This is a genomic window from Kitasatospora sp. NPDC087271 (assembly GCF_044744605.1).
Taxonomy (GTDB): domain Bacteria; phylum Actinomycetota; class Actinomycetes; order Streptomycetales; family Streptomycetaceae; genus Kitasatospora.
In genome coordinates this window covers 1-14,896 of the sequence record NZ_JBIUYQ010000020.1, presented here as the reverse complement: position 1 = coordinate 14,896, position 14,896 = coordinate 1, and the positions used below count along the sequence as shown (strand labels likewise).

The 14,896-nt window shown below is 74.9% G+C and carries 13 protein-coding genes; 7 read left to right on the top strand and 6 right to left on the bottom strand.

Annotated elements, in window-relative coordinates:
- Window positions 1-169: 169 nt before the first annotated feature.
- From ACIO9K_RS28075 to ACIO9K_RS28065, 3 genes are all read right to left on the bottom strand, one after another.
- A complete protein-coding gene (locus ACIO9K_RS28075) occupies window positions 170-586 on the bottom strand; it encodes a hypothetical protein (RefSeq protein WP_363617492.1) in 417 nt (138 codons plus the stop codon).
- 3 nt (window positions 587-589) lie between these two features.
- Window positions 590-1,144 carry a universal stress protein gene (locus ACIO9K_RS28070; protein ID WP_400334164.1) on the bottom strand — a complete coding sequence of 185 codons (555 nt, stop codon included), beginning with the start codon at window positions 1,142-1,144 and terminating at the stop codon, window positions 590-592.
- Between the two features lie 263 nt (window positions 1,145-1,407).
- The gene (locus ACIO9K_RS28065; RefSeq protein WP_400334161.1) at window positions 1,408-3,807 is read right to left on the bottom strand and encodes a DUF4118 domain-containing protein; all 2,400 of its coding nucleotides are present in this window, start codon (window positions 3,805-3,807) and stop codon (window positions 1,408-1,410) included.
- A 136-nt stretch (window positions 3,808-3,943) separates the two neighbouring features.
- Between ACIO9K_RS28065 and ACIO9K_RS28060 the strand changes: the two genes are divergently transcribed.
- The 4 genes from ACIO9K_RS28060 (at window position 3,944) to ACIO9K_RS28045 (ending at window position 7,152) form a co-directional block, all read left to right on the top strand.
- A complete protein-coding gene (locus ACIO9K_RS28060; protein ID WP_400334158.1) occupies window positions 3,944-4,291 on the top strand; it encodes a GntR family transcriptional regulator in 348 nt (115 codons plus the stop codon).
- Window positions 4,288-5,301 carry a DUF1648 domain-containing protein gene (locus tag ACIO9K_RS28055; RefSeq protein WP_400334155.1) on the top strand — a complete coding sequence of 338 codons (1,014 nt, stop codon included), beginning with the start codon at window positions 4,288-4,290 and terminating at the stop codon, window positions 5,299-5,301. Before ACIO9K_RS28060 ends, ACIO9K_RS28055 begins: the two co-directional genes overlap by 4 nt.
- A gap of 120 nt (window positions 5,302-5,421) precedes the next feature.
- Complete coding sequence (locus ACIO9K_RS28050) at window positions 5,422-6,183, top strand: hypothetical protein (RefSeq protein WP_363617502.1); 762 nt, start codon at window positions 5,422-5,424, stop codon at window positions 6,181-6,183.
- 129 nt (window positions 6,184-6,312) lie between these two features.
- On the top strand, window positions 6,313-7,152 hold the full coding sequence (locus tag ACIO9K_RS28045; RefSeq protein WP_363589115.1) for an SAM-dependent methyltransferase: 840 nt from the start codon (window positions 6,313-6,315) through the stop codon (window positions 7,150-7,152).
- A gap of 11 nt (window positions 7,153-7,163) precedes the next feature.
- Here the strand turns inward: ACIO9K_RS28045 and ACIO9K_RS28040 are convergent, their stop codons facing one another.
- Together ACIO9K_RS28040 and ACIO9K_RS28035 are read right to left on the bottom strand one after the other, a co-directional pair.
- Window positions 7,164-7,889 (bottom strand): response regulator, encoded by a 726-nt coding sequence (locus ACIO9K_RS28040; protein WP_400334151.1) that lies wholly within the window; start codon window positions 7,887-7,889, stop codon window positions 7,164-7,166.
- Entirely contained in the window at window positions 7,886-9,085 is a 1,200-nt protein-coding gene (locus ACIO9K_RS28035) for a sensor histidine kinase (RefSeq protein WP_400334148.1), read from the bottom strand. Before ACIO9K_RS28035 ends, ACIO9K_RS28040 begins: the two co-directional genes overlap by 4 nt.
- Before the next feature lie 132 nt (window positions 9,086-9,217).
- Here ACIO9K_RS28035 and ACIO9K_RS28030 point away from each other — a divergent pair, with 132 nt between their 5' ends.
- Complete coding sequence (locus ACIO9K_RS28030; protein WP_400334145.1) at window positions 9,218-10,129, top strand: ABC transporter ATP-binding protein; 912 nt, start codon at window positions 9,218-9,220, stop codon at window positions 10,127-10,129.
- Complete coding sequence (locus ACIO9K_RS28025) at window positions 10,126-11,001, top strand: ABC transporter permease (protein ID WP_400334142.1); 876 nt, start codon at window positions 10,126-10,128, stop codon at window positions 10,999-11,001. Before ACIO9K_RS28030 ends, ACIO9K_RS28025 begins: the two co-directional genes overlap by 4 nt.
- A gap of 33 nt (window positions 11,002-11,034) precedes the next feature.
- On the opposite strand, the gene ACIO9K_RS28020 is transcribed toward ACIO9K_RS28025, so the two are convergent.
- On the bottom strand, window positions 11,035-12,504 hold the full coding sequence (locus ACIO9K_RS28020) for an MFS transporter (RefSeq protein WP_363617512.1): 1,470 nt from the start codon (window positions 12,502-12,504) through the stop codon (window positions 11,035-11,037).
- 229 nt (window positions 12,505-12,733) lie between these two features.
- On the opposite strand from ACIO9K_RS28020, the gene ACIO9K_RS28015 reads away from it, so the two are divergent.
- Window positions 12,734-14,800 (top strand): MDR family MFS transporter, encoded by a 2,067-nt coding sequence (locus ACIO9K_RS28015; protein WP_400334139.1) that lies wholly within the window; start codon window positions 12,734-12,736, stop codon window positions 14,798-14,800.
- The last annotated feature ends 96 nt before the right edge of the window (window positions 14,801-14,896 follow it).

The following is a 14,896-nucleotide window of genomic DNA, read 5'->3' as shown; positions in this document are numbered from 1 at the left end:
GCTCGGCGGGCCCGCTGTCCGAACGGCGACCGCTCCGCCGCCACGGCGCCGCGCGCCTCCTACCTGTTTTCCACCGGTTGCCGAGGGCTCCGGAGTACCGGCCGGAGCCCTGGTCTCGGCGTGGTCCGCCCGCCGGCCCGAAGGCCGGTGAGGGACCGTCTGTGGGGTTTCACCCGAGCTGGTCGAGGCGCAGCCGCGCCACCCGGACCGTCCGGCGCGGCAGGGTGGTGGGCAGGGCCACCAGCAGGGCGGTGGCGGTGAACATCGCGAAGTGCGAGCCCTCCGGCCAGGTCCCGGCCCAGCCCAGTTCGCCGTGCCGGTGCTCGGCGAAAGCGTTGCAGCACAGCCAGGCCGCCAGTCCGATCAGCGGCGCCGCCCGGGGCCGGGAGAAGGCGCCGAGCATCGCGCACAGGCCGAGGTAGGCGACGTGGGCGAGCCCGCCGGAGTGCAGTTCGCCGAGCCCGCCGAGGCCCATCGCCAGGACGCCGCCGGCGAGCAGCGCCACCGTGCCCGAGGCCGGGGCGGAGAGCCGCTCCAGGACCGGGTGGTAGCGCCGCCCGCCCGGCCGGGCCGCGTACATCCGCACGCCCTACCCCTTCGCGGCGACGAGTTCGGGCGCCGGGCCGACCGGCAGGTGCCACCGGGCGCGCCGGGTCATGGCCTCCAGCTCGTGCAGCAGCTCGGGCACCGGGACGGTCAGCACCGGGCAGCCCGCCTCGCGCGCGCAGTGCGCCGTGACCGAGCGCCGCAGCCGGCGGCGCAGCAGGCCGCCGCTCCGGCCGAGGACCAGCAGGTCGTCCGTCCGGTCGGCGGCCTGGACGAGGGCGGGCCCGGTCTCGCCCCTGATCACCAGCGGGCGCAGCGGCACGCCGGGGTCGGCGCCGCCGAACGCCGCGTCGAGGGCGTCCCGCAGCCGCTGTTCGGCCGCCTCCCGCACCGCCGCGAGCAGCGGCGGGCACGGCGACCGGCGGTAGCCGAGTTCGCCGCCGGGCGGCTCCCAGGCCAGCACCGGCACGAGTTCGGCGCCACGGCTGCGGGCCTCCGCCACGCCGCGGTGCAGGGCGGCGAGGCTGCCGAGCGATCCGCTGACCCCGACCACCACCCTGCCGGTGCCGCTGCCCTGGTGCCGCCCGTTGCCGTGCATGGTCCGTCCTCGCGTCATCGTTCCGGTACCCGGTGTGTCACCTGGTGTGTCGTCCTCCACCCAACCGCCGCGCCGGCCGGCCGCCGCCCGTCCTTGACGCCTTCCTGACGCGCCGGGCCGCCTTCCCAACGCGCTCCATACGCCTGCCTCCCGCCGACACCTGGTTTCACCCGTTCGGCGGACGGGAGCCGGGAGGCAGGAGACAGGAGCCGGGAGGCGACGCGGCGCCCCGGATACCGGATCACGGGCGATCAGCCGTAACGTCAGGCCGGGGCGCGGGCGAGGTCGAGGGTGTAGGCGGTGCCGCCGGCGGGAGACGGTTCGACGGTGAGCTCGCCGTTCATCGCCTCGACGAAGCCCCGCGCCACGGTGAGGCCGGTGCCGTCGGCGGCCGGGCCCGGGGCCCTCACCCGGAGGTGGATCCGCCCGCCCACCGCGCCCGCGTCCACCAGGGCGGGCCCGGCGGCCCCCGCCAGGAGGTCCGCGAGGGCGCGTTCCAGCAGACCGGCGTCGGCGAGCACGGGCGGCAGGCCGTCCGGGAGGGCGAGGCGCACGTCGCGCTGCTCACCGCTCTGCTCGGCGGGCAGGGCGGCCAGCGCGGCGGCGAGCACCGGGGCCAGCGCGGTCGGACGCAGCAGCACCGGTTGCTCGCCGGCCCGCAGCCGGTCGAGGTCCAGCAGGTCGGCGACCAGGCCTTCCATCCGCCGCACCTCGGCGGCGATCCGCCGCCCCGGCGGCCCCGGCAGGTCGGCGGCCTCGCGGCGCAGCGCGGCGAGCGGGGCGCGCAGGTCCTGTCCGACGGCCTCCAGCAGCGCGGTGTGCAGGGCGTCGGTGTGGGCGAGGGTCTCGGCAGCGGCGGCCTGGGCGGCCAGCCGTTCGCGTTCCCGGGCCAGTCGCAGCTGGGTGACGTAGGGGCCGAGCAGTCGGGTGTCCTGCTCGGTGAGCGCCGGTCCGCGCAGCGCCAGGACGGCGTCCGGACCGAGGTCGACGGCGAGCGAGGCCTCTTCGGGGTGCTGCGGGAGGGCGGTGCCGGACGCGGCGGCGGGGCGCCAGAGCCGGCCGGTGCGGACCAGGACGACGGCGCCCTCCAGGCCGAACACCTGGCGCAGGTCGGCGACCAGGTCGGGCACTGCGCGGGCGCCGGATTCGGCCGCCGCCCCGGCCAGCCGGGCCAGCACCGCCGCTTCGGCGCGGGCCCGGTCGGCCTGCTGGGAGCGGCGGGTGAGGCCGTCGATGAGGTGGGCGATGATCCCGGCGACGGCGAGGAAGAGCAGCAGCGCGGCGAGGTCGGCGCCGCGGGTGACGGCGAGGCTGTGCCAGGGCGCGGTGAAGAAGTAGTCGGCGGCGAGCGCCCCGGCGGCGGTGCTGGCGGCGGCGGGCGGCAGGCCGCCGAGCCGGGCGGTGGCGGCGACGGCCAGCAGCAGGCAGAGCAGGGCGCCGGGGAGGGCGAACGAGTCGCGCAGCGGGGAGAGCGCCCAGGCCAGGGCGGCCGTTGCGGCCGGGCCGGCCAGCCAGGCCAGGCGCCGGCGGCGCGGCGGGACGGCGGCCGGGCGGCGGCGCCGGGGTGCGGGCGGGACGGCGAGCAGGCCGGGTTGGGGCGGGGGGACGACCCGGACGTCGATCGGGCCGGCCAGCCGGATGACACGGTTGATCACCGAGCCCGAGACCAGTTCGCGCAGGCGGCTGCGGCTGGTCGGGCCGAGCAGGATCTGGGTGGCGCTCTCGGCGTGGGCGAAGTCCACCAGGGCGCGGGCGGCGTCGTTGCCGTCGACCTCGATGTAGCCGCCGTGGAGTTCGTGCAGCAGGGCGCGCTGGCCGGCGAGGGCGGGCGGTTCGTGGACGGTGGCGCCGTCGTCGGGCCGGACGTGCACGCCGATCAGGTCGCCGTGGACCCGGGTGGCGGTGCGGGCGCCGCGGCGGATCAGGTGCTCTCCCTGCGGGGCCCCGTTGAGGGCGACGACGATGCGTTCCTTGGTCTCCCAGGGCGCCCGGATGCCGTGCCGGGCGCGGTAGTCGGCGAGTTCCTCCTCGACCCGGTCGGCCAGCCAGAGCAGGGCGAGTTCGCGCAGGGCGCCGAGGTTGCCGGCCCGGAAGTAGTGGTCGAGGGCGACGTCGATCCGGTCGGGCGGGTAGATCGCGCCCTGGGCCATCCGGGTGCGCAGGGCCTGCGGGCTGAGGTCGACGAGTTCGATCCGGTCGGCGGCGCGGACCACCTCGTCGGGGATCCGCTCGCGCTGGGCGACGCCGGTGATCTGCTCGACGACGTCGTTGAGGCTCTCCAGGTGCTGGATGTTGACGGTGGTGGCCACGTCGACGCCGGCGTCGAGGAGTTCCCGGACGTCCTGCCAGCGTTTGGGGTGGCGGCCACCGGGGGCGTTGGTGTGGGCGAGTTCGTCGACGAGCGCGAGCTGCGGGCGGCGGGCGAGCAGGGCGTCGACGTCGAGTTCGGTGAGGGTGGTGCCGCGGTGGCCGACGGTGCGGCGGGGCAGCACGGGCAGGTCCCCGAGCTGGTGCTCGGTGCCCCGGCGGCCGTAGGTCTCGACCAGTCCGACGACGACGTCGAGGGCTTCGTCGTCGCGCAGCCGGCGGCCCTCGGCGAGCATGGCGCACGTCTTGCCGACCCCCGGCGCAGCCCCCAGGAACACCCGCAGTCGTCCGCTCACCGCCGTGCCGCCACCTCCTCGGTGTCCATGCTCCGCCGGGACGCCGGGGTGCGCGAGGGGACGGGCGCTCCGGCGGGTGCCGGGGGGCACGAGGGGACCGCCGCAAGATCCGGATGGTGCTATCGTCATTAGCACCATGTTGCTGAAGCTGGACACCGGTGACGCCCGTCCCCTGCACGAGCAGGTGGCGGGCGCGATCAGGCGGGCCGTCTCCGAGGGCGAGTGCGCCCCCGGAGACAGGCTGCCACCGGCCCGGGAGCTCTCCCGGGCGCTGGGCGTGAACACCAACACCGTCCTGCGCGGGCTGCGCACGCTGCGCGACGAGGGCGTACTGGAGTTCCGCCGGGGCCGTGGCGTCACGGTCGCCGAAGGCGCCGACGCGCGCTCCGAACTCGCCGATCGGGTAAGGCAGTTGGTCGCCGATGCGGCCCGGGCCGGCTACAGCAGGAACGATCTCGTGGACATGATCAGGGGGATGTCGTGACGGACGGGAAGCTCATAGCGAAGGAGCGCCGGGAGCCCGGGGCGGGGCGCGGCGCGCTCTGGGGCGCGGTGGCCTGGTCGGCGGGCGTCCTGGCCCTGCTGATCGCGCTGCCGTGGGCCGCGCGCCACCGGCTGCCGGACCCGCTCGCCACCCACTGGAGCGGACAGAACCCGGACGGCTCCATGTCGTTGACGGCGTCCGCGCTGTTCCCGGCGGGAGTCTGGCTGGTGCTGGTGCTGGCCGCCGCGGCCGCCCGCCGGTTCCGGGCCGGGACGGCGGGCGGCGCCACCGGGGCGGCACTGGCGGCCGTCGGGGTGCTCCTGACGGGGGCACAGACCTCCATCGTGCACGCCAACCTGGACCGCGCGCGCTGGCAGGAGGCCGCGCCGATGGGCTTCGAGGTGGTCGTCCTGGTCGTGGCGGCGGGCCTGGCCGGCCTGCTGACCTGGCTGGCCGTCCGCCCGCGCATCGACTCCCCGACCGGGGCGAGCCCGGCGGCCCGGATCCCGGCGCCGGCGACCGCGCCGGGCGAGCAGTTGGTCTGGCTCTCCCAGGCCGCCAACCCGTGGCTGCAACTGGGCGCCTCCGTCCTCGCCCTGGGCGCGCTGGTCGGCGTGCTGGCCCCGGCCAGCGGGCTGATGGGGTTCAGCTGGGCGACGGTCGTGCCGTTCGTCACCACCTCCCCCATCGTCCTGTGCTCGGCCTCGGTCAAGGCCCGGGTGACCGCGCAGGGCCTGTCCGTCGGCTTCGGCCCGTTCGGCTGGCCCAGCCGGCGCTGGTCCCCCGCCGACCTCGACTCGGCCCGCGCCGAGCTGCGCACCCCCGCCCAGGCCGGCGGCTGGGGATACCGCGTCAACGGCCTCGGCACCACCGTGATGCTGCGCCGCGGCGTCTGCCTGGTGGTCCGCACCCGGCGCGGGCGCGAGTTCGCCGTGAGCGTCGACGACGCCGAGCGCGGCGCGGCCCTGCTCAACTCCCTCATCGCCAGGTCCGCCAGTCCCACCGGCTGACCCCCGTCACGCCGCTGGGGTCCGTCTTCAAATCGCCCGTTCCGGTGGTGTGGACAGGGGCCGCACCGTGGGTACACCAGCTGACAGCTGCTCATAAGTGCAGAGGGCAAGGAGGCGTCCGTGACCCACGAACGGCGGACGGCGGAAGACCCGGAGCGCGACGCGGTCGACGCCCGGGGAGGCACCAACCAGGACGAACGGACCATCACCTTCCTACGACTCGGCGTCGGACTGATCGGCATCCTGCTGCCGCTCGCACTACCCCTGGGGAACTGGCTGTTCGCCGAGCTCAGGGGCCAGAGCACGGCGGGATTCTGGCCGGCCTCGATGAGCGGCTCGTACTACACCAGCACCCGGAACCTCTTCGTGGGCGGCCTGTGCGCGCTCGGGGTGTTCCTGATCTGCTACCGCTTCGACCGCCGGGACGACCGCTGGAGCACCGCCGCCGGCGTGTTCGCGCTCGGGGTCGCCCTGTGCCCGACCGCGCCGCAGGGCGCCACCGCGTTCCAGAGCGCGGTCGGCCTGCTGCACTACGCCTTCGCCGGACTGCTGCTCTTCGTGCTGGCGATGTTCTGCGTCTACTCCTTCCGCAACCCGCGCTCCACCCAGCCGTCCTGGGTCAGCCGGGCCTACCTGGCGGCCGGGGTGCTGATCCTGGCGCTCCTGCTGCTCGCCGTCGTCGCCGGGGTGGCCGGCGTCGGCACGGACTGGGCCGTCCGCCCGCTGTACCTGTGCGAGTGGTTCTCGACCTGGGCCTTCGGTGCCGCCTGGACCGGCGCCGCGCTCGAACTCGCCGCCGCCGGTCGATCGTACGGACACCATCCGCTCCTCCCGGGGCAGAGCGGCTCCCCGACCGCCGGCAGCCCGGCGGCCCAGCCCTAGGATGCGCTCTTAAGGGGGCCTTAACCCCAAGAGATGGTCATCTTGTCGTCCCGTAACACCGTTACCATGCGCACCAAGGCCCGCCACCAGGGCGGCCGGTGACGGAACCCCAGCAACGGGAGGACGAGCATGTCGAACGAGGTCCGGGCAGGGCGCGGCCCGCAGGAGGAGTACCCGTCGGTGGATCTGCGGATGGACGTACCGCACTCGGCGCGGGTCTACGACTACCTCATCGGCGGCAAGACCAACTTCGAGGCGGACCGCGTCGCCGCGCACGCCTCGGTGCAGGCCTGGCCGTCGCTGCCGATCTCCATGCGCACCACCCGCGACTTCATGCAGCGCGCCGTCCGCCACCTCACCGAGGAGTACGGCGTCCGGCAGTTCCTGGACATCGGCACCGGCATCCCCACCTCGCCCAACGTCCACGAGATCGCCCAGTCGATCGCCCCGGACGCGCGGGTCGCCTACGTCGACAACGACCCGATCGTGCTCACCCACGCGCGGGCCCTGATGTCCAGCACGTCGCAGGGCCGCACCTGTTACGTGGACGCCGACTTCCGCGACCCGGAGTCGATCATCCAGAACCCCCGGCTGCGCGAGGTCCTCGACTTCTCCCAGCCGGTGGCGCTGTCGCTGATCGCCATCGTCCACTTCGTGCTCGACGAGGACGACCCGCAGGGCATCGTGCGCCGCTTCATGGACGCCCTGGCACCGGGCAGCTTCCTCGCCCTGACCGTGTTCACCGGGGACACCGACCCGGTGGGCGTGGGCGGCGTCGGCCGGGAGTACAACGCGCGCGGCATCCCGCTGCAGATCCGCGACCAGAAGGAGACCGCGGCCTTCTTCGACGGCTACGACCTCCTCGACCCCGGCGTCACCCTGGTCCACCACTGGCGCCCGGACGCCGGGGCCGCGCCGATCCGCGACCAGGACATCGCGATGTACGCGGGCGTGGCGATCAAGCGCTGAGCCTGCCGACGTCAGCCGGGGACGGCGACCAGGCCCGCCTCGTAGGCCAGGATGACGAGGTGGACCCGGTCGCGGGCGTCGAGCTTGGCGAGCAGCCGGGTCATGTAGGTCTTCACGGTCGCGATGCTGAGGACCAGTTCGGCGGCGATCTCGGTGTTGGACAGGCCCCGGCCGACCAGGGTGAGGATCTCCCGCTCCCGGCCGGTGATCGCGCCCAGCCGCCGGGCGGCCGGTGTCGGCGCGGGGGCCTGCACCGGCGCACCGGTCGGTGACGCGGCGGCCGGGCCCGAAGCCGCCGCCGGGCCCGGGGCCGGCCGCTGGTCCGCGAAGGAGGAGATCAGCCGGCGGGTGACGCTCGGTGCGATCAGGGCGTCCCCGGCGGCCACCACCCGGACGGCGGCGAGGATGTCGTCCAGCGCCATGTCCTTGACCAGGAAGCCGGACGCCCCGGCGCGCAGCGCCGCGTACACGTGGTCGTCGTCGTCGAAGGTGGTGAGCACGACGACCCTGGTCGGCCCACCGCCGCCGGTGATCAGGCGGGTGGCCTCGATGCCGTCCATACCGGGCATCCGCAGGTCCATCACGACGACGTCGGGCCGCAGTTCGCCGGCCAGCCGGACGGCCTCGGCACCGGTGCCGGCCTCGCCGACCACCTCGACGTCGGCGGTCTCGGTGATGACCATCTCCAGCGCGGCCCGGACCAGCGGCTGGTCGTCGACCAGCAGGACGCGGGTCATGCGGTCACCTCCCCGGGGATCGGCAGTCGGACGGCGACCCGGAAGCCGCCCTCGGGGCGCGGCCCGGCCTCGAACTCGCCGTCCAGCAGGCCGACCCGTTCGCGCAGCCCGGCCAGGCCGAAGCCCCCGCCCCGACCGGTGCCGGTGCCGGTGCCCGTGCCGCGGCCCCGGTCGGTGATCTCCACCGCCACCTCGCCCGCCGTGCGGCGGTCGACCAGGACCTTGCAGGAGCGGGTGTCCGCGTGCCGCACCACGTTGGTGACGGACTCCTGGATGACGCGGAACGCCGAGAGGTCGATCTCCGGTGGCAGCGGGCCCTGTTCGCCCCGCCGCCGGACCTCGACCCGGACACCGGCGGCGGTGGTCGCGGCGGCCAACCGGTCGAGGTCGGCCAGACCTTGAGGGGTGGTCGCCGACGTCGAGCCGTCGGCCTGGCGCAGCGCGACGAGCATCCGGCGCAGCCCGGCCAGGGTGTCCCGGCCGGCGTTCTCGATCTCGCCGAGCGCCTGCTTGGCCCGTTCCGGGCGGGTGTCGATGACCCGGCGGGCGGCGCCGGCCTGGAGCGCGACGATGCCGATGGTGTGGGCGACGGTGTCGTGCATCTCGCGGGCGATCCGCAGCCGTTCGGCGGTGACGGCCTCGGCGGCCGCCCGGGTGCTCAACGCCCGGGCGTGCTCGCGGTTCTGCCGCATCGAGCGGCCGACCAGCCAGGCGACCAGGGCGAGCAGCGCGGCGCCGTCGGCGGAGCCGACGTGGGTGCCGGTGAAGATGCCGACGGTGTTGCCGTGCACCAGGCCGATGTGCAGCACGAGCAGGCTCATCACCAGCGCGAACGCGGTCCGCGAGCTGCGGCGCGGCCGGGTGGCGGTGATCAGGCAGAGCGCGACGTCCACGGCCAGCAGGGAGGCCGGCGGCACCTGGGTGTCGGCGGCCCAGCCGTCGGTCTCCGTGAAGGCGGCGACGAACAGCAGGGCGACCGCGAGCACCGGAAGGCGGCGCACCAGCGCGGCGCCGGCGAAGGCCACCACCGTGGTGGCCAGGGTGAAGGCCAGTCCGCCGTGGGCGGCCCCGCCGTGGTACCGGGCGTTGCCGCCGAGCAGGACGGCGGGGTAGGCGGCGGCCACGCACCAGGCGAGCCCGACCCAGACCTCGGGCGGAATGCGCCGGAACAGGGGCGGAGAGGGCGTCGCAAGCATACGAAGATCGTATCGGCGGCCTGAATCGCCGTCATCGGACCGTGGTTGTACGACCGGGGGTGACAGCCGGGGCCCGCGGTGTCAACGCCGGTCCGATGCGGCGGCCCGGCCCCGCCCGGCACCGTGGAGCCCATGATCGAAGTCACCGAGCTGACCAAGCGCTACAGCCGAACCACCGCCGTCGAACGCCTCACCTTCACCGTCCGGCCCGGCCATGTGACCGGCTTCCTGGGCCCCAACGGCGCGGGCAAGTCCACCACCCTGCGGCTGATCCTCGGCCTCAACGACCCGACCGGCGGCACCGCCACCGTCGACGGCCGCCCGTTCCGGGCGCGGACGCGCGGCCTGCGCGACGTCGGCGCCCTGCTCGACGCGGGCGACGTCCACGGCGGGCGCACCGGCGCGGCCCACCTGCGGGCACTGGCCCGCGCCAACGCGATCCCGGCCGCGCGGGTCGAGGAGGTGCTGCACGAAGTCGGGCTCACCAAGGCCGCCGGTCGCCGGATCGGCGGCTACTCGCTGGGCATGAAGCAGCGGCTCGGCATCGCCGGCGCGCTGCTCGGCGACCCGCCGGTGCTGCTGTTCGACGAGCCGCTCAACGGCCTCGACCCGGAGGGCGTGCTGTGGGTCCGCGGCCTGTTCCGCCGCCTCGCCGAGGAGGGACGGACGGTCTTCGTCTCCAGCCACATGATGGCCGAGATGGAGCACACCGCCGACCGGCTGGTGGTGATCGGCCGGGGCCGGCTGATCGCCGACGAGAGCCTGGCGGAGTTCTCCGCCCGGGCCGACCGCACCGGCGTCACCGTCCGGGCGGCCGAACCCGACCGGCTGGCGGCCGTGTTGACCGCCGCGGGCGCCACCGTCCGCCCCGGCCCGGACGGCGCGCTCGCCGTGACCGGCCTGGACGCCACCCGGATCGGCGAACTCGCCCTGGAGCAGCGCCTGTTGCTGCACGCCCTGACCTCCCGCGCCGCCTCCCTGGAGGAGGCGTTCATGGAACTGACCGCCGACAGCGTCGACTACCTGGCCGGAGAGCCCCGATGATCACCGCGACCACCACCCCCCAGCCCCAGCCCCACCCCCACCCCCAGTCCCGTCCCCGGCCCCTCCCCCGGCCGCGCGCCCGCTTCGGCGACCTGCTCGCCGCCGAGTGGATCAAGTTCTGGTCCCTGCGTTCGACCGTCTGGGTGCTGGGCCTGAGCGCCCTGTTCGTCATCGCCGCCAACCTCAAGGCGGCCCGGTACACCTACGACCACTACACCGTCGGCGACGGCGATCCGGCGACCATGCTGCAGGTCGCGCTCGGCGACTCCTTCACCATGATCGCCGCCGACGTCGTGATGATCGTCGCGGGCAGCGTCGGCGCTCTCGCCCTGGTCGGCGAGTACGCGAGCGGGCTGATCCGCACCACGCTGGTGGCCGTCCCGGACCGCCGGGCCGTGATCGCCGCCAAGGCCTGCGTACTGACCGCGGTCATGCTCGGCTACGGCGCCGTCACCGCGGGCGTCTCCTTCGGCGCCTGCCAGGCGGTCCTCGCCGACACGCACATCGGCGTCTCCGTCACCGACCCCGCCGCGCTGCGCTTCGTCGCGGCCGCCGCCCTGTTCGCCCCGGTCTGCGCCCTCGCCGGATTCGCCCTCGGCGCGCTGATCCGGCACACCGCCGGAGCCGTGGTGGGCACCGTCCTGGTGCTGTTCTTCCTGCCAGCGTTCTTCAACGAGCGCTACCGCTGGTCGGCCGACCTCCTGCACGCCATGCCGCTCCAGGCCTGGCGCCGGCTGGCCCAGGTCGACCTGACCCACTCGCTGCCCTCGGCGCACCCGGCCACCGTCGCCGGATCCTGGGCCACGTTCGCGCTCTGGGCGCTCGCCTCGGTGCTGGTCGCCGTGGCCGTCGTCCAGCGCCGCGACCACTGACCCGCCGTCCGGCGGCGGCGCCGGGAGCGGTGCTCACCCGTCGCGGCGGCCCGCCGCCACATCCGCCAGCGCCACCAGCAGCGCCGCCAGGACCAGGCCCGCCGCGACCGTCACGCCCAGCTGGAAGGCCAGCGCCCAGTCCGGGTGCGGGCCCTGGGCGTGGGCGAAGAAGACCGAGCCGACGATGGCGATGCCGACCGCCGAGCCGACCCGCTGGGCGGTCTGCAGGACGCCGCCGGCGCTGCCCGCCCGGGCGATCGGCACCCGCTGGAGGGTCAGGGTCTGGTTCGGGGCGATCACCAGCCCGCTGCCCACCCCGGCGACCAGCAGCGGCACCACCGTCGCCCAGCCGATCGCCGACCCCGACCACAGCTGCACCGCCAGGGCCGAGGCCAGCAGGCCGACCAGCACCAGCACCAGGCCGAGCAGCACCAGCCGGCGGCCGAGCCGGTGCACCAGCCGTCCGCCGATCGCCGCGGACACGCCCGAGCCCACCGCGAACGGCGTGACCGCCAGGCCCGCCGTCAGCGCCGAGTAGTGCAGGCCCGCTTGGAGGTAGAGCGTGAAGATGAAGAAGATCGCGGTGAACCCGGCGAAGTACACCAGCGACAGCGCCACTCCCGCCGCGTACGGGCGCACCGCGAACAGCGCCATGCTCACCAGCGGCTCCCGGCCCCGCGCGTAGTACCGCTCCCAGCCCACGAAGGCCCCCAGCAGCACCGCCGCCAGCGGCAGCAGCAGCCAGCGCGTCGAGCCGTGCCACTGCTGCGCCTGGACGAACGGCAGCAGCAGCGCGACCGTCCCGGCACCGAGCAGCAGCACCCCGACCGGGTCGAAGTCCCGGTGCCCGGCCCGCGAGGCCGCCGGCGGGGGCGGCGGGAGCAGCCGGTAGGCGATGGGCAGGGCGGCGACGCCGATCGGCAGGTTGACCAGGAACACCCAGCGCCAGCCGTTCTGCGGGCCGAACAGGTGGATCAGCAGACCGCCCAGCAGCGGGCCGACGGCGGTGGACAGACCGATGGTGGCGCCGAGCGCGCCGAAGGCCCGGCCGCGTTCGGCCCCCTGGAACAGGACCTGGATGAAGCCGGAGACCTGCGGCACCAGCACCCCGCCGGCCGCGCCCTGGAACAACCGGGCCAGCACCAGCCACTCCTGGTTCTGCGCCGCCCCGGCCAGCGCGCTGGCCGCGGTGAACAGGGCGAGCCCGGTGAGGAAGACGGCCCGGCGGCTGCGGGCGTCGCCGAGCCTCCCGGACGGGACCAGCACCAGGCCGAAGGCGAGCGCGTAGCCGCTGAGCACCCACTGCAGGCCGCTGTCGGACATGTGCAGCCCGGCCCGCACGGTCGGCAGGGCGACGTTGACGATGCTGACGTCCAGCAGCGTCATGAACCCGGCGACCAGGCAGACCGTCAGCGCCCGCCAGCGCCGCGCCTCGGCCCGCCGGCCCGCGGCGGAGGCGCCGGGCCGCTGTTCCGGGGTGCTGCACGGGGGTTGGGCCGTCATGGGAGCACCTTCCGGGCGTCCGGCGGTCGTCTGGCTTCGCGTCCGGCGGCCGGCCGTCGTCCGGCTTCCCGGTCCGGCTGCCCGCCCGCCGCGCGCGGCCCCCCTCCGAACGGCCATCGTGGACGGCGCGGCCCCGGAGCCGCCAGCCGGGCTGCGCCGCCCGCGCCGCCGCTCACCCGGACGGCCGAACCCGATCGCGGCCTCCCCCGGCGCCCCGGAGGCTGAGGACATGAACGCCGCCACCGAAACCCCGCCGACCGCCCCGCCGGTACTGGACGCCCGGCAGCGCAACGTCGTCTTCGGCACCATCGTGCTCGGCATGCTGCTGGCCGCGCTCGACCAGACCATCGTCGGCACCGCGCTGCCCACCATCGTCGCGGACCTCGGCGGGGCCGCGCACATGTCGTGGGTGGTGACGGCCTACCTGCTGGCCGAGACGGTGGCCACCGTGCTGGCCGGCAAGTTCGGCGACCTGTACGGGCGCAAGCTGCTCTTCCAGATCTCGGCGGTCGTCTTCATCACCGGCTCGTTCTTCTGCGGCCTGGCGACCAACATGACGCTGCTGATCGCCTGGCGGGCGCTCCAGGGCATCGGCGCGGGCGGCCTGATGGTGACGGCCATGGCACTGATCGCGGACGTCATCCCGCTGCGCGAGCGCGGCAAGTACCAGGGCGCGATCGGCGCGGTGTTCGGCGTGGCGACGGTGATCGGGCCGCTGCTGGGCGGGCTGTTCACCGACCACCTGTCCTGGCGCTGGGCGTTCTACGTCAACGTGCCGATCGCGATCCTGGTGGTGATCGCGGCCGCCCGGACCATCCCCTCGGTGCGCTCGGCGGTGCGCCCGGTGATCGACTACCTGGGGATCGCACTGGTCGCGATCGGCGCCAGCGCACTGATCCTGGCGACCAGTTGGGGCGGCAACGAGTACGCCTGGGGCTCCGGGGTGATCATCGTCCTGTTCGCCGGCGGCGCCGTCGCCCTCGGGCTGTTCTGCTGGGTGGAGAGCAGGGCCGTCGAACCGATGCTGCCGATGCGGCTGTTCCGGAACCCGGTGTTCGCGGTCTGCTCGGTGCTCAGCTTCATCGTCGGCTTCGCGATGCTCGGCGCGCTGACCTTCCTGCCGACCTTCCTGCAGTACGTCGACGGCGACTCGGCGACCGTCTCCGGCGTGCGGACGCTGCCGATGGTGATCGGGCTGCTGCTCGCCTCGATCGCCAGCGGCAACGCCGTCAGCAAGACCGGCAGGTACCGGGTGTTCCCGATCGTCGGCACCCTGGTGATGGCCGTCGGCCTCTACCTGCTCTCCCGGCTCGAACCCGGCACGGGCACCGCGCTCGCCTCCCTCTACATGTTCGTGCTCGGCGTCGGCATCGGGCTGAGCATGCAGGTGCTCACCATCGCCGTGCAGAACACCGTCGACTACGCGGACCTCGGCACCGCCACCTCCGGCGTGACCTTCTTCCGCACCATCGGCAGCTCCTTCGGCACCGCCGTGTTCGGCACCATCTACGCCAACAGCCTCAAGACCGAACTCGCCCGGGGCGTGGCCTCCTCGGCCCGCCTCACCGGCGCGGACCCGGCGCTGCTCACCCGGGCCGCCGAGAGCCCGCAGGGCCTGCACCGGCTGCCCGCCGCGCAGGCGGCCCCGATCGTCCAGGCCTACTCCGACGCCCTGCACACCGTGTTCCTGTGGACGGTGCCGGTCGCCCTGGTCGGGTTCGTGGTCGCGCTCTTCCTCAAGCAGGTGCAGCTGCGGGACACCGCCCGGGCCGGCTCCACCGACATGGGCGAGGGCTTCGCCCAGCCGACCACCAGCGACTCCGACCCGCACCTGGAGTACGCCGTCGGCAAGCTCGTGCGCGGCGTGGACCTCGACACCGTCCGCTCGATCGTCGACGACGCCGACACCCGGGTCGACCTGGCCGGGGCCTGGGCGCTGATGGAGGTCGCCGGCCACACCAAGGCCGTCGGCCAGGCCTCCCTGGACCTCATCGCCGCCCGCAAGCGGGTGCCGCCCGAGGTCCTGGAGCCGGTCTTCGACCGGATGGCCGCCGAGGGCTACCTCACCCGCGACGGCGACCGGCTCTCCCCCACCGAGACCGGCTCCCAGGAGGTTCGCGTCCTCGCCCAGGCCTGGTCGGACTGGCTCAACGCCCGGCTGGACGCCGACGCCGGCCGCCCGCGCAGCCCCCAGCTGCGCACCGCGGCGACCGCCATCGCCTGGCGCCTGATGGTCGAGGACCTCGCCAACGGCCTTCCGGCCCACGCGCGTTCGAAGGACGCGGTGCGAACCTAGGCCCAATGCCGGTGACTTTGTGGTCGGTGTCTCGTTGGTTGTGGTGTGGCGAGGGTGGGGCAGGTCAAGGCGCCTGCGAGTGAGCGGATATCGGAC